This is a genomic window from Bacillus sp. FSL M7-0791 (assembly GCF_038627085.1).
Classification (GTDB): domain Bacteria; phylum Bacillota; class Bacilli; order Bacillales; family Bacillaceae; genus Bacillus; species Bacillus safensis.
This window is the reverse complement of record NZ_CP152022.1, coordinates 405,095-424,363: the sequence shown is the minus strand read 5'-3', so window position 1 is coordinate 424,363 and position 19,269 is coordinate 405,095. Positions and strand designations below refer to the sequence as shown.

The 19,269-nt window shown below is 39.3% G+C and carries 19 protein-coding genes; 12 read left to right on the top strand and 7 right to left on the bottom strand.

All coding sequences use genetic code 11. The features are described 5' to 3' along the window. Positions 1-71 precede the first annotated feature (71 nt). On the bottom strand, positions 72-1,463 hold the full coding sequence (locus MHI08_RS02030; RefSeq protein WP_044332722.1) for an amino acid permease: 1,392 nt from the start codon (positions 1,461-1,463) through the stop codon (positions 72-74). 407 nt (positions 1,464-1,870) lie between these two features. Then, positions 1,871-2,434, bottom strand: a complete 564-nt coding sequence (locus MHI08_RS02025) for a dienelactone hydrolase family protein (protein WP_342499942.1) — start codon at positions 2,432-2,434, stop codon at positions 1,871-1,873. Positions 2,435-2,738: 304 nt separating this feature from the next. Here MHI08_RS02025 and tcyA point away from each other — a divergent pair, with 304 nt between their 5' ends. From tcyA to MHI08_RS02010, 3 genes are read left to right on the top strand one after another with little or no spacing between them, the layout of a single operon-like run. Further along, positions 2,739-3,554, top strand: a complete 816-nt coding sequence (gene tcyA / locus MHI08_RS02020; protein ID WP_110487638.1) for a cystine ABC transporter substrate-binding lipoprotein TcyA — start codon at positions 2,739-2,741, stop codon at positions 3,552-3,554. Next, the gene (locus MHI08_RS02015; RefSeq protein WP_008347286.1) at positions 3,541-4,233 is read left to right on the top strand and encodes an amino acid ABC transporter permease; all 693 of its coding nucleotides are present in this window, start codon (positions 3,541-3,543) and stop codon (positions 4,231-4,233) included. Before tcyA ends, MHI08_RS02015 begins: the two co-directional genes overlap by 14 nt. A 12-nt stretch (positions 4,234-4,245) precedes the next feature. Next, positions 4,246-4,989: an amino acid ABC transporter ATP-binding protein gene (locus MHI08_RS02010; RefSeq protein ID WP_248351469.1), complete on the top strand. Its 744-nt coding sequence runs from the start codon at positions 4,246-4,248 to the stop codon at positions 4,987-4,989. A 40-nt stretch (positions 4,990-5,029) separates the two neighbouring features. Here MHI08_RS02010 and MHI08_RS02005 read toward each other — a convergent pair whose 3' ends face one another. From MHI08_RS02005 to MHI08_RS01995, 3 genes are all read right to left on the bottom strand, one after another. Next, complete coding sequence (locus MHI08_RS02005) at positions 5,030-5,314, bottom strand: AbrB/MazE/SpoVT family DNA-binding domain-containing protein (RefSeq protein WP_024427292.1); 285 nt, start codon at positions 5,312-5,314, stop codon at positions 5,030-5,032. A 98-nt stretch (positions 5,315-5,412) separates the two neighbouring features. Further along, complete coding sequence (locus tag MHI08_RS02000) at positions 5,413-5,973, bottom strand: class D sortase (protein WP_248351470.1); 561 nt, start codon at positions 5,971-5,973, stop codon at positions 5,413-5,415. Positions 5,974-5,979: 6 nt separating this feature from the next. Continuing rightward, entirely contained in the window at positions 5,980-9,582 is a 3,603-nt protein-coding gene (locus MHI08_RS01995) for an isopeptide-forming domain-containing fimbrial protein (protein ID WP_342499941.1), read from the bottom strand. A gap of 545 nt (positions 9,583-10,127) precedes the next feature. Here MHI08_RS01995 and MHI08_RS01990 point away from each other — a divergent pair. The 3 genes from MHI08_RS01990 (at position 10,128) to MHI08_RS01980 (ending at position 12,232) form a co-directional block, all read left to right on the top strand. Then, on the top strand, positions 10,128-10,772 hold the full coding sequence (locus tag MHI08_RS01990) for a YitT family protein (RefSeq protein WP_024427289.1): 645 nt from the start codon (positions 10,128-10,130) through the stop codon (positions 10,770-10,772). 82 nt (positions 10,773-10,854) lie between these two features. Next, positions 10,855-11,445, top strand: coding sequence for a hypothetical protein (locus MHI08_RS01985; RefSeq protein WP_248351472.1), 591 nt, complete (start codon positions 10,855-10,857; stop codon positions 11,443-11,445). 94 nt (positions 11,446-11,539) lie between these two features. Next, a complete protein-coding gene (locus MHI08_RS01980; protein ID WP_248351473.1) occupies positions 11,540-12,232 on the top strand; it encodes a 4'-phosphopantetheinyl transferase superfamily protein in 693 nt (230 codons plus the stop codon). Here MHI08_RS01980 and MHI08_RS01975 read toward each other — a convergent pair. Then, positions 12,229-13,566: a PLP-dependent aminotransferase family protein gene (locus MHI08_RS01975; protein WP_248351474.1), complete on the bottom strand. Its 1,338-nt coding sequence runs from the start codon at positions 13,564-13,566 to the stop codon at positions 12,229-12,231. The two genes, MHI08_RS01980 and MHI08_RS01975, sit on opposite strands and share 4 nt — an antisense overlap. 130 nt (positions 13,567-13,696) lie before the next feature. Between MHI08_RS01975 and MHI08_RS01970 the strand changes: the two genes are divergently transcribed. The 6 genes from MHI08_RS01970 to MHI08_RS01945 all read left to right on the top strand — a co-directional run bounded on the left by MHI08_RS01970 (position 13,697) and on the right by MHI08_RS01945 (position 18,494). Then, positions 13,697-14,611: a DMT family transporter gene (locus MHI08_RS01970; protein ID WP_025092828.1), complete on the top strand. Its 915-nt coding sequence runs from the start codon at positions 13,697-13,699 to the stop codon at positions 14,609-14,611. 346 nt (positions 14,612-14,957) lie between these two features. Further along, on the top strand, positions 14,958-15,257 hold the full coding sequence (locus tag MHI08_RS01965; RefSeq protein WP_024427284.1) for a hypothetical protein: 300 nt from the start codon (positions 14,958-14,960) through the stop codon (positions 15,255-15,257). 64 nt (positions 15,258-15,321) lie between these two features. Next, complete coding sequence (locus tag MHI08_RS01960) at positions 15,322-16,746, top strand: hypothetical protein (RefSeq protein WP_087975287.1); 1,425 nt, start codon at positions 15,322-15,324, stop codon at positions 16,744-16,746. Between the two features lie 8 nt (positions 16,747-16,754). Then, positions 16,755-17,444, top strand: coding sequence for an ABC transporter ATP-binding protein (locus tag MHI08_RS01955; protein ID WP_041116637.1), 690 nt, complete (start codon positions 16,755-16,757; stop codon positions 17,442-17,444). Then, entirely contained in the window at positions 17,401-17,934 is a 534-nt protein-coding gene (locus MHI08_RS01950) for a stage II sporulation protein M (RefSeq protein WP_034622973.1), read from the top strand. Before MHI08_RS01955 ends, MHI08_RS01950 begins: the two co-directional genes overlap by 44 nt. 20 nt (positions 17,935-17,954) lie before the next feature. Then, the gene (locus tag MHI08_RS01945) at positions 17,955-18,494 is read left to right on the top strand and encodes a hypothetical protein (RefSeq protein ID WP_342499940.1); all 540 of its coding nucleotides are present in this window, start codon (positions 17,955-17,957) and stop codon (positions 18,492-18,494) included. Positions 18,495-18,524: 30 nt separating this feature from the next. Here the strand turns inward: MHI08_RS01945 and MHI08_RS01940 are convergent, their stop codons facing one another. Then, positions 18,525-19,265 carry an alpha/beta fold hydrolase gene (locus MHI08_RS01940; protein WP_342499939.1) on the bottom strand — a complete coding sequence of 247 codons (741 nt, stop codon included), beginning with the start codon at positions 19,263-19,265 and terminating at the stop codon, positions 18,525-18,527. Positions 19,266-19,269 lie beyond the last annotated feature (4 nt).

Here is a 19,269-nt window from a genome sequence, read left to right as displayed (position 1 = left end):
TTCAAAAAAAAACACCTTCAGATTGATATCAGAGGTGTTTTTAAATATCTTACATTTAGTGTTTTTTGATTTTAAAACCGGATCTCATCATCTCCATGAATTTGCAGCTTCAGCGGTTCACTTTTCGCCTGATGCTTTTTCACATAGCGGTGATAGACAATATACCCAATGATCATGAGCGGTACACCGACATATAGCCCGATGCGCTGCTCTTGATCAAAGGCAAGGCTGACCAATACGATGGTATTCAGTGTGATCGCAATGATTGGCAGCACCGGATAAAGAGGCGTTTTAAATTTTAAGTTTTCCAGCTTTCCGCCTGCTTTCAAGTATTTTCTACGGAAAAGCAGCTGTGATAATGTAATCGTGATCCAGCCTGTCTGGGCACTCATGCCGGCAATGGACACGATCCAGGCAAATACCGTTTTCTCTGCAAAAAACCCGGATAACAGCGAAATCCCTGTAAACAGGAACGTGAGCAGTAAGGCATTCATCGGAATACCGCGCTGATTGACGCGTCTAAACGCTTTTCCTGCCATTCCTTCCTTCGATAAGGAATACAGCATTCTCGTTGATGCATACAAGCCAGAGTTCGCAACAGATAATAAAGCAATGATAATGACAAAGTTCATGATGTCTGCCGCAAAAGGAATGCCCGTTCTCTCAAACACAGTAACAAATGGGCTTTGCAGCACACTAGCTTCCTTCCAAGGCACCATACCCGCTAAGACGAAAATCGATAAGACGAAAAAGACGAGTGTACGCCATACGGTCTGATGAATCGAGCGGGGAACGGTTTTCTCAGGGTTTTCACTTTCACCTGCCGCAATCCCGATCAGCTCTGTTCCTTGAAACGAAAAATTTACTGTTATCATCGTAACCACAACAGCGAGCAGACCATTTGGAAACAGCCCGTCACTCACAAAATGGCTGAAATATGGGGCGGGTTCACCGCTCGTTGTTTCAATAAACCCAAACATCGCCGCTCCGCCTACGCCAATAAAGAGTAAAATTGCAATAATCTTAATGGTGGAAAAGAAAAACTCCGACTCCCCGAACGCTTTCGCCGACCGGGCATTTAATAAGAAAAGACAGAGTCCGAATATGAGACACCAAATCCACACATCCACTTGCGGGAGCCAGCGCCTCATCAGCTGCCCTGCTGATAAGAACTCAAGGGCGACCGTTGCTGCCCAGCCGAGCCAATAAATCCAGCCGACAGCAAAACCTGCTGCAGGGCTGACAAATTTTGTCGCATACGTATGAAACGACCCCGACACAGGAAGTGCAACCGACAGCTCACCAAGACACAGCATGGTTAAATACATGATCAATCCGCCCACAATATATGAAAGAACAGCTCCGACTGGCCCTGCTTGTCCAATCGTATAGCCCGTTCCTAAGAAAAAGCCTGTCCCAATGACACCGCCAAGTGAAATCATAAATAAATGGCGGGAGGTCATCGCCCTTTTCAATTGTTCAGGCTGATTTTGTCCAACATCCACAATGATGCCCTCCTTCTTCTAAGATGCTCTGTTATCAAAACATGTCTCCATGTGATTCATTCCATTTTCAAAACAACCTACTAATTATACATCTTTTATAATAAATATGCTTCCTTCTATGGTCACTGTCTCAAAGTCTTTATTTTAGTAATGTTCGCACAACTATGTGGTGGATCTGGTCATTTGATAGGATGCGATATATCTAAAATATTGCACAAAAAAACCAGCTTGAAACTTTATCGTTGCACACTGGTTTCGTTTCATTCTTTTCAAGTCTCATTTTAGACAGTTCTTATGATCACTTTAGTCACAAGTCATTCTGCTTTTAACAAACACACTTTGATAAATTCATCTATTTTCTGAAATCAGCGATTTTTAGATTCAGCGTGAAAGGCCGCAGAATATGAATTGGCGAATCCATGCTCACCCTCTACTATTGTCACGCAAAGCTTTTCCTTTTTCTCCAAAACACTCGCAATCTCCCTTGGATGAAAGGATGCTTCGATCTCCGGGAAAAATAACAGCGTTTTGCAGGCGGGCACAAGATCGACGTCATCTCTGATCCTTGAACCATAAAATCCAATAACTCCTCTAAACAGCTGATCATTTTGGCTGCATCGCCAGGCAATTGTTGCCCCCACACTAAAACCTAGCAGAAATATGTCTATCGCGGCATTCTTCGTTTTTAACTCTTTTGCCAGATTCAGTACACTCTTTACCGGCTTATCAAAACCAACTTTATTCATAAAGTAGTCGTAAGCCTCATTTTCACTGACATAAGGGAAGTGCTTCGCCTGTCCCAATAAATGAGGACAATAAACCTCAAAACCAGCTGTGTCGAAATAATGGATCATACTCTTCATATGATCATTTATTCCGTATATTTCGTGTATTAAGATCATGACAGGTTTTTGTTTCGATGTATGCAAATGTTCACACTTCCCTTTTGTTTCTTAGAAGTCAATTGAATCGATTGGAAAATTTCGTTGGGATGATCATTGCATATTTTACCCGAATCGTTTATCTAACGTTCCACCAATCAAATCATCTTGAACTTGTGATTGGTTTTATTCACCTTTTAACTTGGGTATAGTTCTATCGTTTGTCCGTTCGACCGTTTGAGGGCATAAAGTTGGTGAGATTCGCTCAAGCTAGTTTCAAATGCTTTACTTTTAGGTTGCTTCTCTGTAAGATCATATGTTGTAAATACCAACAAGAAAAGTGGGGAATAAAATGAAAAAAATGTTCTTTGCCATTATTTTAGGCGCTTGTGTTGCATTGATCACAGCATGTGGATCAGCTGCAAACGACAGCGCAAATAAACAATCTGGGTCTAAGGAATCAGGTGACCTTTGGAAGTCCATTCAGGATAAAGGCGTATTAACCATCGGTACAGAAGGTACATATGCTCCTTTCACCTTCCATGACAAAAAGACAGATAAATTAACTGGCTATGATGTCGAGGTCATCACAGAAGTCGCAAAACGTCTTGACTTAAAACCAGACTTCAAAGAAACACAATGGGACAGCATGTTTGCTGGTCTGAATTCAAAACGTTTTGATGTGGTAGCGAACCAAGTTGGTAAAACTGGACGTGAAAATCAATATGATTTCTCTGATAAATACACAACATCTCAAGCCATTGTTGTGACAAAATCAGATAACAATGACATCAAGAAACTTTCTGATGTGAAAGGCAAAAAAGCAGCACAATCATTAACAAGTAACTATAACAAATTAGCTACAGATGCTGGCGCTAAAATTGAAGGGGTTGAAGGTCTTGCACAATCCATTCAATTGATTCAGCAAGGGCGTGCTGATTTGACGTTCAATGATAAATTGGCTGTCTTGAATTACTTGAAAACAAGCGGTAACAAAAACCTAAAAGTTGCATTTGAAACAGGAGATCCACAAGAAACGTATTTTGCCTTCAGAAAAGGCAGCGGCGAAGTCGTTGACAAAGTGAATGGCGCACTAAAAGAAATGAAAAAAGACGGTACACTTGCTAAGATTTCTAAGAAATGGTTTGGTGAAGATGTTACAAAATAATATCCTCGGAGTCGTCATTCCGTGGGATCTTCTTCAACAATCTTTTTGGCCAATGGTGATGCAGGGAATTTATTATACAATTCCCCTCGCCATCATTGCCTTTATCATTGGTCTTTTTATCGCGCTTGTGACAGCTCTTGCTAGAATGTCTAAAATCAAAGCGCTCAGATGGATTTTTTCTATCTATGTGTCGGCTGTTCGCGGAACGCCGCTTTTTGTGCAATTGTTTATTATTTTCTATTTCTTTCCGACATTTAATATCACACTTGATCCATATCCAAGTGCTATCATCGCTTTTTCTTTAAACGTAGGTGCGTATGCTTCGGAAATTATTCGTGCATCCGTCCTATCTGTTCCAAAAGGACAATGGGAAGCGGGGTATTCGATTGGGATGACCCATCGCAAAACGCTCGTCCGCGTGATTTTACCGCAGGCAGTGCGTGTATCGATTCCGCCGCTGTCTAATTCTTTCATTAGTTTGGTGAAAGATACATCGCTTGCCTCCCAAATCCTCGTGGCAGAGATGTTCCGTAAATCACAGGAAATTGCTGCGGCAAACTTGGATCAAATCTTGTTTATTTATATGGAAGCAGCTCTCATCTATTGGGTATTCTGCTTCATTCTATCGCTCGTTCAGCATCAAATTGAAAAACGACTTGATCGATATGTCGCAAGGTAAGGAGGGAACGACATGCTAACAGTCAAAGGTCTCAAGAAATCCTTTGGTGAAAACGAAATATTAAAGTCGATTGATTTTTCGATCAACAAAGGGCAGGTTGTGGCCATTCTCGGTCCATCTGGTTCAGGAAAAACAACGATGCTTCGCTGTTTAAATGCACTTGAAATACCAAATGGCGGCTCCTTTACCTTCAATGATTTCTCGATTGATTTTTCGAAAAAAAATAAATCAGCTGATCTCCTGAAGTTACGCCGGAAATCAGGAATGGTGTTTCAGGATTATCACCTGTTTCCTCACCGTACAGTGCTTGAAAATGTGATGGAAGGTCCTGTTCAGGTGCAGCGCCGTCCAAAGGAAACGGTTCGAAAGGAAGCCATTCAGCTCTTGCAAAAGGTCGGTCTGGAAGATAAAAAGGATCTGTATCCATTCCAGCTCTCAGGCGGTCAAAAGCAGCGTGTCGGGATTGCCCGTGCACTTGCCATTCAGCCAGAGCTCATGCTTTTTGATGAACCAACCTCTGCGCTTGACCCTGAGCTTGTCGGGGAAGTCTTAAAGGTCATGAAGGATCTAGCGAAGGAAGGCTGGACCATGGCAGTTGTCACACATGAAATCAAGTTTGCCCAAGAAGTAGCAGACGAAGTGATTTTTATTGATGGCGGCGTCATCGTCGAACAAGGTCCCCCGGAAGAAATCTTCAAACGACCAAAGGAAGAACGAACAAAACAATTCTTAAACCGGATATTAAATCCAGTATGATGAAAAAAGGCTGTTCTCACGTGGTGAGGACAGCCTTTTTTTATATCTCTTTTTGCAGGCGAAGTGCCAGTAAATCTTGCAGGAGCAGTCTCGCTCCCTCTGGACTGATAACCAGCCCGCCGGATAGCACCTTATTGGAACACGTCACTTGTCCTGTTACGATGCAAGGTTTGTCCTGCCAATACGGCTTCATCACAATTTGGTCTTCTTCTCGATAAATCTCCATAAAATCTTGCGGATGAATGTTCAACCGTTTTCTCATCTCTGTCGGCAGGACGATTCTTCCAAATTTATCTATATATTTAACATAATCGTTATTTAACAAATTGCCCCCTCCTGCATCTCTAGATATGATATAAAAGATTCCCTCTTTATGAAGGGATTAAGCGATCAAATCGGTTAATCTGCAGGCTGTTCCAGTGACTAAATACGCTTCCCATATATGATATATCTGTTTGGTGCAGGACCAATATAGGAAAAAGGGTAACATGTGGTGAGGACAAGTTCTTCCTTTTCCTGTTGTAAAGTAATAATTGTTTGATCAACTTTCTTCACTATCTTTGTTTTCTCGATTTCATAGACAAAACGTCCATATGAAAGCTCAATAATCAATTGATCTCCCTTCACAAGTTCTCCTGTTCGTCTAAACACCGTATCACGATGCCCTGATAGAACGATTTGTCCGTGCTCGTTTGGAAAATAACTGTCATGAAAGTGACCAACGCCTTTTGCTAAATCATCTGCTTCTGTTCCTTCTACAATCGGTAACTCAGCTTTTAGCTTTGGGATGTGCAAAAGCCCAATCGCTTCACCAGTCTGCGGCGCAAAAGGGGAATCTGTTTGCCCCTTTTGCTGAATGGCTGCTTGTGCAGACTGAAATGACTGATCTACTTCTTTTTGTCCATCAACGATATTCAAATATCCTACAATCGCAAGACAAAGCCCTGCTATGATCATTATCGCTGAGATGAATTTTTGAAACATGACTGGTTATCCGTTTCTTTTTCTTCTATTCCAAAAAATCAGGGCTGCACCTATTAATACGAGTGCAAATCCTGCTAGTAAAAGGTTGTACATCGCAGTTGCAGTATTCGGAAGATGATGTCCAGGTGTATCCTGTTGTGGATCAGAAGGTTGATCTGGATTTGCTGGCACTTCTGGCACATTCGGTGGTTCTACTGTCGTTGAGTTTTCAGGTTTGTCTGGTTCATCTACATTCTCACCCTTCACGACTCCAATATTTTGAATGGTTTTACCTTCAGATCCTTTGACAGCCTTCGCCTCAAACGTTACGGTATGCCAATCGTTATCTTTGATATCGCCAAATTGACCAGTTACTTTGCCTTTTGTGTAATCTCCGTTGTCGTCATCTTTTGCATCTGTGACGGTTTGTCCATCTACTTTTAATGAACCTTCGACATATTGAAGACCTTCCGGCAGCTTATCTGTGATGACTAGATCTTTGATGACACTGTCTTCTACACTATTTTTTGTTTTGATGGTGTAAAGAAGAGTGTCGCCTGCCTGTACTTGTTTTTCATCTGTATTGCCTTCTGCTTTTTGAGAGATTTCAGATGTTTTTTCTGATTCAAGCTTTGGATCTCTTGGTTCAATTTTTGTTTCGGTCGTTGGTTCATCTGGCGGTGTGTTTTCGCCTGTTACTTTCGCTGTGTTTTGAATGTTTTTACCTGATTGGCCTTTAGCGACTTTCGCTTCAAAGGTCACTGTATGCCAGTCCGTATCTTTGATATCGCCAATTTGACCGGTTACTGTGCCTTTTGTGTAGTCTCCGTTGTCGTCATCTTTTGCATCTGTAACAACTTGTCCATCTACTTTTAATGAACCTTCGACATATTGAAGACCTTCTGGCAATTCATCGGAAATCACGAGATTGTTGACGATGCTGTCTTCTTCAAGGTTCTTTGTTTTGATTGTATACAGAAGGGTATCGCCTACCTGTGGTGTCTTTTTATCTGTGTTGCCCTCTGCCTTCTTTTGAATGTCCGCTGATTTTTCTGATGCTAGTTTTGGGTCACGAGGGTAAATTTTTGTTTCTGTTGTTGGCTCTTCTGGCGGTGTGTTTTCGCCTGTGACGCTGGCTGTGTTTTGAATGTCTTGACCAGCCTGTCCCTTTTCAACTGTTACTTCAAACGTCACCGTGTGCCAGTCCGTATCCTTCACATCACCAAAAGAACCTGTAACCTTTCCATCTGTGTAGTCTCCGCTATCGTCGTCTTTTACATCCGTGACAGATTCTCCATCAACTTGCAGGGATCCAGTGACATACTTCAGTCCTTTTGGTAATTGATCTGAAATCACTAAATCTTTAATCAAACTGTCTTCTTTCGTATTCTTTGTTTTAATCGTATAAAGAAGGGTATCGCCTACTTCTGGGTGTTTCTCATCTTTGTTACCTTCTGCTTTTTTCTGCAAGACCGCTGATTTTTCTGATTCAAGCTTTGGATCACGCGGATAGATTTCTGTTTTTGTTGTCGGCTTATCCGGCGGTGTGTTGCCGCCTGTGACATTGGCTGTATTTTGAATGTCTTTACCAGATTGTCCTTTTTCAACCGTCACTTCAAACGTCACCGTATGCCAATCTGTATCCTTAATGTCGCCAAATTGTCCTGAAACGGTTCCGTTTGTAAAGTCTCCGTTATCGTCATCCTTTGCGTCTGTGACTGTATCTCCATCCACCTGTAGTGAATTCGGTACATACGCCAATCCTTCCGGCAGTTCATCTGAGATCACTAAGTTTTCAACGAGACTGTCTTCTATCGTATTCTTTGTTTTAATTGTATAAAGAAGGGTGTCACCGACCTCTGGATGCTTCTCATCTGTGTTACCTTCGGCTTTTTTCTGCAAGACGGCTGATTTTTCAGAGGTCAGCTTCGGGTCACGCGGATAAATTTCTACATTCGTTGTCGGTTCATCTGGCGGTGTGTTGCCGCTTGTGACATTGGCTGTATTTTGAATGTCTTTGCCTGCCTGCCCTTTGTTAATCGTCACTTCGAACGTCACTGTATGCCATTTCGCATCTTTCACTTCACCGAACGTTCCAGTGACAGTTCCGTCTGTCATATCACCGTTGTCATCATCTTTTGTATCTGTGACTGGATTTCCATCTATCTGTAGAGAATTTGGTACATATGATAACCCTTGAGGTAACTTGTCAGAAATCACAAGATCTTCAATGACGCTGTCTTCAACAGCATTACGGGCTTGAATGGTATACAGTAATGTGTCGCCTACTTCTGGATGCTTCTCATCTGTGTTACCTTCGGCTTTTTTCTGTAAGACGGCTGATTTTTCTGATTCAAGCTTTGGGTCACGCGGGTAAATTTCTATGTTTGTTGTTGGTTTGTCCGGTGGTGTGTTTTCCCCTTTGACATTCGCGGTATTTTGAATATCTTTGCCTGCCTGACCTTTGCCTACCGTCGCTTCAAATGTCACTGTGTGCCAATCGGTATCTTTCACGTCACCTATTTGACCTGAAACAGTGCCGTTTGTATAATCACCTTTGTCTTGATCTTTTGCATCTGTTACGCTTGTTCCATCCACCTTAAGCGACCCTGAAACATACGTTAAGCTGCTTGGCAGGTTATCAGATATGATCAGATTTTTGACAATACCATATTGCACAGTATTTTTTGTTTTAATTGTATAAAGTAACGTGTCGCCTACTTCTGGATGCTTCTCATCTGTGTTACCCTCTGCTTTTTTCTGTAAGACAACTGATTTTTCAGATTCAAGCTCTGGAGGATATGGATCAAATTCTGGCTTTACTCGTGATGCTAAGTCGTAAGATAATGAATCACCTACAGTGCCCATATATGTTGTACTTAATGTTTTCGCATCAAGTGTAAAAAGAGTTGAATGACCAATGGATTCATTTAACCCTGACTGTAATAGCATTTGTCCATTTGGCAAAAAGCTAATCCCCCGAACGCCTCCTTCAATCGTTTTACCATCCGCATTTTTAATCGGAATGACACGAATGACTTCTGCTGTATCAGGGTTCATTTGCGCAATGGCTCCACTGCCATTTGATGCGAACCAAAGATAGCCGTCCTTATCAACGACAAGATCTCCGCCAACGCCAGAGCCAATGTCATAGCCTACAATTTTTTTGGCCGTTTTTTTCTTCGTAACTAAATCGTATGTTCCAAGGAAATACTCACCATTAGAAGCGTAAGAATATATATATTTATCTTGATACACAACGGCATTAGAAGCACCTTCTGGTAATTGGGCTACACTCTCTGCTTGTCCTGATGTCGCATTTATTTTATATAGAGTAGGGGTAGTGCTATTCGCAAATGCATACACAACATTTTCTCGATCACTTACAGCAACACCATTCACTGCACCTATATCGATTCCCTTCACCTGCACACTAGCTTTTACATTAGTTGGATTATTTCCATCAAGCTGCTGAAGAACTAGCGGCCTACTCCCAATAATATATGAATCCGAGTTATTGACAACCACCGTCCCAGCGGCTTTCGTAACAGCTGGTGAGACCGTTAATAAATTTCCAACGATCAGCACCAATATAAGAAATAATTGACTCGTTCTTTTTAATATATTCATTTTTTGACCTCCCCTTTTTCCTGCTTCATTTCATAATGGTATGTACCAGTTCACCTCCCACACTTTGGTAAAGAATATCAGTAACATTTGAAATGCCTCAACATGACTAAATGACTATTTTCGACAAAAATAGACTTTTAGAACTATACACCTCTCGTCATTTGATATGTCTATGTTTTTTCCAAAAAAATAGCCTTTTTTCATCTTAAATCCCCTCATATATCTATCTTTATAAACAGGTCTTATGATGTGAATTACATACAATCCTTTCTATTTAAAGATAAATATTCTTTAATTGGGTGTAGATTATTTTTTTGGCAAAATATATTGAATTATTTTCTTTTTTTCTTAAAGATAGGAAATTAATGGCTTGGTTTGTCAAAAAAAACAATCCGAAAGTCATACTGCTTGTTTTGCCGTTTTGACCTTTACAATTCGAAAAAATTATTTTTGAAGTAAGCGATTACAATTAGGCTGAGCCATTTAAAGGGGTGTGAGAGTATGTTACGATGGAAATCGAGTGTTTAAGAAAGAAGGGAATGCTTTTGAAGCGGGAACATCTTTTACGTTGGTTTTTTTATTTTGTTGGATTGATCGTACTAGCTTTTGGACTATCGCTGACAGTGAAAGGGAAGATCCTTGGGATTGGTCCTTGGGACGCTTTCCACTACGGACTGTTTCAGCATTTTGGACTCACAATTGGACAATGGTCCATTATTATTGGTGCACTTATTGTGACACTGACTTCTATTTTTACGAAATCATTTCCAAAGATCGGCGCTTTACTGAATATGGTGCTGATTGGCGTTTTTATTGATTTCTTTAATGCGATATTACCTGCGCCGCACGGATATTTACCGGCCTTATATGTATTTATTACAGGTGTTGTTGTTTCTGGATATGGCGTTGGCATTTATGTTTCAGCTAATCTTGGCGCTGGGCCACGGGACTCATTAATGCTGCTCATCTCAGCGAAAACGGGACTGAACGTACAGTGGGTTCGAAATGGCATTGAGTTAACAGTGCTTTTGTTTGCATGGATGCTCGGTGGACCGATTGGCATTGGAACGATTTTGACTGCGATCTTCACAGGTCTTGTCCTTCGTTTCTCCTTGCCTCAATCAACACGGCTTCTGGAGCTGCTCATTACAAAAACAGCAGAGAAACCTGTTCAAACCCTGACTAGATGAGAACAAGCCATTCTATAATTAGAATGGCTTTTCTTGTGCTAAAATAAATAAACAGAATATTCACACACAGGAGATGAGACCTATGCAGCTTTTCCACTATCATTACTGGACACCATTTGTTGAAGAGACAGAACAAGCGTATCGTTCGCTAGGCTTTGAGGTAAAAGGTCGTTTCACAAAAGATGGCTCCTTTCATCCCCCGCTGACATGGGATGATTTTAGAGAAGAGCAGCCCACCTTTCGAATCATCGAAATGAGAAAAGGTCAGATCAATATCACTTTTGGCTATAGCAAAAAAGTCCTTTTTGATCACATCGGCTTTCTTGTCTCAGACGAAGAATATGCTCAGCTGCTTGCACAAGCTAAAGAACTAAACTGGCCAATCCAAGCTGGGGAACGGAGAACGTTTCTTTCGACACCTCTTCGTTTAAGGCTTGAGTTACAGCGGCGTACAGATGTCATTGAAACGGGAACCGATGCGCTGCACGCTATGACAATTGCTGTTCCTGATTTGTCACAGACACCTAAAGTGGATCAGCTGCTATCACCTTTGCATCAGCCCATTCACTGGCAAAAAGGAGAACGGCTTTCCCTGCTTAACGTGGTCATGACAGATGATGATGGAGTTGATACAACTGATCCGAATGGTGTTCACATCGTGAATCAGACGTAAAAGCAGTGAGGCTCGCTGCCTTTTTTACGTTAATGGACTCTTTTGCGCGGCGCTCTCCAATGGTACAATCAATGTAAAAAATTAGAGGTTCGTTATGAAGATATTTGCTATCCAATTACAACACTTAGATGAAATTGATGCACAACAACAAATAGAGCGGCTGAAACCCTTTGTTTCATCTGAAAAGCGTGCTGCGGCTGAACGCTTTCGTTTTTTGATCGATGCAAGAAGAACCTTGTTAGGTGAGGTGCTGGTTCGTCAAACGATCCATGATATGTACGATCTGCCTATGGATCGGATCGTTTTTGAAACTGAGGGCAATGGCAAGCCTGTTGTCCGGCAGCTTCCTTCTTTTCATTTTAATCTTTCTCATTCTGGCGATTGGGTCGTTTGCGCAGTAGATGATGCACCTGTTGGCATTGATATTGAGGAAATCAAACCTATTGATCTGGCGATTGCCAAACGATTTTTTTCAGCGGATGAGTATCAGGATTTACTCTCACAGCCGGCAGAACGGCAGGAAGCGTATTTCTTTCATCTCTGGTCAATGAAGGAGGCCTTTATCAAGCTCACTGGAAAAGGCTTATCCTATGGACTTTCGTCCTTTACAGCCCGTCTGTCAGAGGATGGACAGGCTGCGTTGACATTACCTGATCATGAAGCACCTTGCTTTGTTCAAACTTATTCACTTGACCCTGCCTACCAAATGGCGGTATGCACACGAAAGTCTGCTGCGGCTGAAAGCGTAGAGAAAATCACTTGCAGTGATGTGCTGTCCCGTCTTTAATAACGCGTGCTTTGCTGAAATACCGTCTTTAATAAATCGACTCCACGTGTGATCTGCTCTTCTTTCACCTGCCAGATGTTCAGCTGAAGAATGGGGTCCTTTTGATAGGCCTGTAGGTAATGGCGGTCAATTGGCTGAATGGAAACAGATGCCTTTTTCAGCTGCTGAATGAGCTGGTTCATGGGAATCGACCGGTCGACACGTACATGTGTATGGGTAGCCGGCTCCTGTTCTCCCAGCTGATAAGCGCTCTGATCATTTTTTAGACTTGCCACGAGCTGCTTGGAGCGGTTTCGATAGCTCGCCCGCATTCTGTCTCTATGCCGCTCAAACATCCCGCTTTTTAAATAGATTTCTAAGGCTGCCTGGGACAGCATGGAGCTGTCGATATCAATCAGCCGTTTGTGTTCGCTAAAAGGTGTAATCAGTTCTTCAGGTAAGACGACAGCTCCTGTTCGCAGCCCCGGAAAAATGATTTTAGAAAAGCTTTTCAAATAAATAACCTTTCCTGCCTGATCGTATGAATAGATCGGGTCTCTTTTTGTGTCGAATTCTAAATCTGCTAGATAATCATCCTCAACAATGTAGACATCATATTTCTCAGCAAGGGCTGCAATCGCTCTTTTTTCTTGCTTTGATAAACTCGTTCCAAGCGGGTTTTGAAATCTTGGCATCGTATAGAAAAAACGAATCTCCTCTTCTCGAAAGATACGTTCTAATTCGATCAGATCGATCCCTTTTTCCGTCCGTTGAATTCCGCGCACAGGCAATTGGTTTTTCTCTAAATATTGGAGATATAAGTGATACCCCGGCTGTTCGACTAGTATGGTTTGTTTTCCATTCGGAAAAGGGATGGTGCTTAAAATGGATAACGCGAGCTGAATACCAGAGGTCATGACGATCTGTTCTGGATGAGCAAACACTTGATAATCCATTAATCGCTTTGAAATGACTGGCAGCAGGGATGGTAAGCCGTTGGCTGTGCCGTAAATAAATAAGTCATTTTGATATAAATCGATCGCTTGGTTGATGCAGTGCTGGAAATCGACATATGGAAACACAACGGGATCAGGAGCAGATGAAGCAAAATCAATCCATGTGCCGTCCTGCTTACCTGCTGATTGCTTCGTTTTCACGACATAATAGCCGCTCCTTTCTACAGAATACAGCAGATGTTCACGCTCCAATGTCTCCAGCGCTTTGATGACAGTGCTTTTACTCACTGCATATTGAGCCGCTAAGTGGCGAATGGAGGGAATTTTCATTCCAGCGCTGTACTCACCTGAATCCATTTTTTCTTTTAAACTCGAGACAAGCTGATCATATTTCCTCACGCCTTTTCCTCCTTGTACCGGTACAGATATCATGTTCTCTTATTGTACACGTTAGATGATCCGATTACGATAGAAGAACAGAACCGGTCAATTCATTTGAAGCATGCATGCTCATGTAAGGAGTCACGTTATGAATATGTCAAAACAAAAAGCGTATGCTGCCGCGATCGCATACGCCTCTATCATTGGTTTTTCCTTTTTGTTTGTCAAAATAGCATTAGAATCAGCAAATCCAATCGATTTATTGGCACACCGCTTTACTGTTTCTTTTGCAGCCGCTTTATTGCTGTATCCGTTTCTACGAAAAAAGTATCGCATATCCATTCAATGGCGTGATCTCATTTATATCGTACCGTTTTCCTTGCTTTACCCTGTTTTGTTCTTTGCTTTTCAAGTGTGGGGATTGATGTATACATCTTCTTCAGAGGCTGGCATCATTCAAGCGACGATTCCCATTCTGACGATGCTGCTGGCAGCCTGGTTTTTAAAGGAACGTGCGACATGGATACAAGTGCTGTTTACCTTCCTTTCTGTGTGCGGGGTGATGCTTCTCTTTGTCATGAAGGGAATCGATGTCAAGCATTCTCACTTCATCGGCTATGTGCTGATTTTACTTTCAGCCTTGTCATCCAGTGCATATAGTGTGTTTGCCAGAGTGATTACAAAACGATTCCACGTGATCGAACTCACCTTTGTGATGACCTTCTTTGGCTTTGTCTTTTTTAATGCCGCTGCGCTTATCCGGCATTCGATCAATGGGTCATTGCCTCAGTTTTTCAGTCCTTTTACAGAAGCATCCTTTGTATGGTCGATGCTCTTTTTAGGTATTCTTTCATCTCTTCTTACCGCATATTTATCAAACTATGCACTCTCGCAGCTAGAAGCGGCAAAGGTGAGCATCTTTAACAATTTATCCGCGTTTATCACGGTCGCCGCCGGAGTTCTCATTTTACATGAAACGATTGATTGGTATCATCTCCTCGGAGGGGTGCTGGTCATTGGCGGGGTGATTGGCGGGAATGTGGTGAAGAAACAGCATTCATAAGAAAAAGCGGCATCTTTATAGAGAGCCGCTTTTCTTATGTCCTATTAATTGTTGATAGTCTTGTATAAGCTTCTTTTTTCGTCCAAATTAAATATCATATTTAATAAAATAAGTGATTTCACCTTGTATTTCATAGCTAGTTACTGAAGTAATGTCATTATCAATATAAAAAATAGATTTATGGGCTATTAATTCTCGAGTAATTTTACTACCTTTTCTCATATTCCATCAAACTACTACTAAATCTTTCGTTACAGAGAAATAAAATACAGTATAAAAAACCCATTTATTAAATATCCTTTTTTTGTATAATATGGGCATATAAGCAAGGGGGGAGGTGTTAATTATGGAATTGAGTTTAAAAAATAGATTTTTTGCAATTGTAGGCTTGAGTCTTATTTTCACTCTAACTTTGACAACTATGATTTTATTGACTCTTGAACCAGTTACACCTTTTGCAAATCTAGTAGCAAACTATCCTCAAATACCTGGCTGGGCTATAACTTCTGTTAGTGCAATTCTAAATGCTGCAGGTACAGTGGGTGCTGTTGCTGCTGTCTTAGGTACTTTTGGACTTGGTGCTATTGCTTCTCTGGTCATTAGTTATGCTAGAAAATACGGAGTGAAATACGCTATTTCTTTCTAAAAAAGATTTAATAGAGAAGGTGTAACAGCCTTCTCTATACACCTTTAAAATGGAAGTGTTGTAAATGCATAAATATTTAACATATACAAAAATCTTGTTAATCAATGATTTAAGAAGACATCATCGAAAAAATGCTCTCATTTTTGTATTTTTTGCTTTTTTATACATAATAACACCACTATTACTAGGTATATTAACTCCTTTTTTCGTTAAGGATTTATCAATAATTTATTTATCGCTGTTTATATTTATGTTTACAGTTAATATTGATAAGAGTTTGATGAGAATACTTTTCTCCTCTGATAAAAAACAGATGGCTATTTTAAAAGTTCATCTTGATCAATACATTTTCGGCAAAGATATGAGTAAGTTTTTCAGCACTATTGTGGGTGTATTATTCTTCATATTAGGGTCCTACTTAGCAAACTTAATTATAAATGGGTATGAGGGAGCTTTTACAATAGCAGCTCTCGCCGCCACTTCTTTTATTTTAGGTTACTTACTTAGATTACACGTCTTGTTGCTACTTTCTAATCCAAAGTTTTTCTCAATTTCATCGAGCATTGGTTATATAACTACAGGCCTCATTGCTCTATGGGTATTCACTGTATTTAGATTCAATTTATTAACAAATTCTTTATCTAGTTATTCAATATATTTTATTTTAACCTTCACATTCATTAGTTTATTGTTATTGATGAATTGGAAGAAAAATGTTCGTAATGTACCAATTTTTAATTCCCAAAAAGAATTAAAAGAAAAACGAAAAAGAACATCTAGAGAGTTTAATCATATTTTGTTTTATGAAATTACGCTTCTCATGAGAAATCCCCCTATTCAATGGTCAGTATTATTATTCATATTAACCTTATCTGGGGGGTTATTTGGTCTAATTCTTTATGGTGTTAATACAAATCAGCTTGAAACATTGAATATAGAAAATGATTTTTTGTTTATTTTTAGTGTGATTTTTCCAATGATTATTATATCGAATGCAATACAACCATATGTCTCTTTTGATATTGATGGACCCATTCTTCCTTTAAAACAGAATCTACCTAACTTAGTGAAAAATAAAATTAAAAATAAGATAATTTTATCTATTATATTACACTTGTTTTTTTGTATTTTATATATCATTTTTTCAAGCTTTGTATTAAAACTAGATCAGCCTTTTTACGTGATGATTACTTTAATAAACACTTGCATTCTCGTCGGTATTTGTACTGTCGGTTCTACTGTTGTATTTCCTTATTTTAATTGGGAATTTGTTTATCAAGTTCCAAGTTCTCTTAGTAAATTGACTTTAAATATTTGTTATGGATTTATTCTAGCTTTATCAGTGATTTCCTCATACAGCACAGTATATTTCATTTTAACAAATTCTGTTATGGCTGCTTGTTCATTCATCATTTTATTTTTAATGATTAAATTTTGGGATAGAACAATCAACAAAAACTACAAATCATTTAAAACATTATTTGAGTGAGGGATTGTATGTTATCAATTCAAGGTCTAATTAAAGAGTACAAAGAGTCTAACTTTAAAGTTATGATCCCTGAGATGCATTTCCAAGAGGGTAGAATTATCGGACTATTAGGTAAAAATGGTGCTGGAAAAACGACTATTTTAGAAATGGTAGCTGGATTGATAAATCCTGATGAAGGTCAAATATTAATAAATCATAGTAAGCAAAATTTTTCTTCTGTCGGATATATGGAAGACGATCCAACTCTATTTGAAAACTTAACCTGTTTTGAACTTGTAAAATATCAATCTATGCTTGTAGAACAACCTTTAGAAAATGAACAAATCAAGGATTTATTGAGCAAATATGGATTAGAAGAACAAACTCACCGCCGTTCCTCTGCTCTTTCAAGAGGTATGAGACAAAGAATGTCTTTTATATTAACAATATTACATCATCCAAACATTATTTTATTAGATGAGCCATTTACAGGTCTTGATCCTACTAACATGGCTGACATGAAAAAACATTTAAGAAATTTCAGAGATGCCAACAAAATCATTTTGCTCTCCACACATATCATTCAATTTGCAGCAGACTTATGTGATGAAATCCTTTTTATTGATAATGGTAGTATTATTCACTCAGAAAAAAAATCTTCAGGAGTGACTTTTCATGAGGATCAGCTCGAAAAGAAATTTTTTGAAAAATTATCTTAAAAATTTTTCAGTTTTTATCATATTATTTTTAGGAGGTTTTAGTTTAAGTATTTTTGCTTCAACATTTATAGATAGTATAGATTTTAAAAACAACATTGAGATTCATAGCTATCTAGACATTTTTTTTAATAATCTTTTTGTGTCACTCCTAATATTAATATCTGGAATAGTTAGTTTAGGTTTGTTATCTAGCATGATTATTTTTCTAAATGGTTTTTTCTTAGGTGCATTTTTTATATCGTATACCTATATATATGGATTTGATATAGCATTATACTATATTATTTTCCACGCTCCGATGGAGATTGTCGGTTTGTTCCTTTTTTATTTTGTCTCTTTTGATATATCAAGACAGATTATAGGATATATCATATCTAAAAACAAAATTTCATTTAAAACAAAAGGGAAAATCTATGCTAGTCAGCTTATAACCGGTGTTTTCTTATTATTTATTGCTTCGATGATTGAATTTTATTTTATAAAAATTTGATATTGTTAAAGGGTGCTATTATGAAAAAACACATTTTATTAGTATGTATGCTTTCTGGTATAATAGCTTTCATCCTTTCTATATTAAAAATGGATGAAATAAATAAAAATCTACTAGAGCTACAACTTGAAGGGAATCAAGATGTAATTGAAGTTAGTAAGTGGATAGGTATTTCACTTGCTGTGATTGGAGAAATATTCAAGCCAATGATTGAAGTTTTATTTTTTTCATTAGTCATTTTTTTAAGTTTTATTATTTTTGGAATAAAAGATTCCTATAAAAATATTTTTAAAAAAGGGATATTAGCTTACTATTACATTTTACTAGGCAACTTGATTGTTATTATTTTATACCTATTTAAGGTATCTAATGCTGAACGCACGATTACACTTCCATTTTTATGGAACATCAACATTTTCGTTATAGTCGCATTTAGTGTGTGGTGCTATTCTTACTTAAAAGATCAAGAAAATAGAAGTTATAAATTTTACCTCCCATTCGTTTTATTATTCTTATTTTCATTAGCTATATCAGCGTTTTCAAGAATTATTCCTCAGTAAAAAACGACCCTATTGATGGGTCGTTTTTTCTTAATTCTTGATCAATTGCTGCTTGGCTGTAAGCTCAATCACATGTCTCATCTGCTCTGCAAATGGCTCAAGGTGTGTGTTGATGTACATGTGGCCTCCATCGAAATTGGTGCGTTCGATCGTTTTTGCCCATTTTAACCAGCCGCTTGCATCCTGCATGCATTTCTCATCTTGCTTTCCATTGAATAAATAAACAGGTGTGTCGATAATCGATTGATCTGTGTGCTGAAAGGTTTCTAACGCCTTGTAGTCTGCACGCAATGACGGCGTAAAGTAATCCATCATTGGTTTGTTCTCTAGTAATTCCTTTGGAATCCCGCCCATTTCGGCAATATGCTGTACAAATGCTTCATTGGATAAATGTGTCAGCATCTGCCGTTTTGTTTGCGGAGGCTGAATGGCTGAGATCACCACTGCTGCAGGATAAATTCCTTCCTTTTCTAGCAGCTGGGTTAGTCTGTATACCACAAGCCCTCCCATTGAATGTCCAAACAGAATAAATGGGCGGTTCAATTTGTCCGTAAGTCCTTCTTTATACAGCTCTGCCAGCCGGTCAATGCTTGATTCAAGCGGCATGAGATTGGTGCCGTGCCCTGGGGGCTCTGCTGCTGTGACTTCGGCCACGTCTTTTAGCTGTTCAAAGAGCGGACGGTATGAGGCGGAATATCCGCCGGCAAAAGGAAAACAAATAAGCTGATTGAGATCTGATTTTTTTTCAAAGGTTTTCAATAACTGATTCATACGT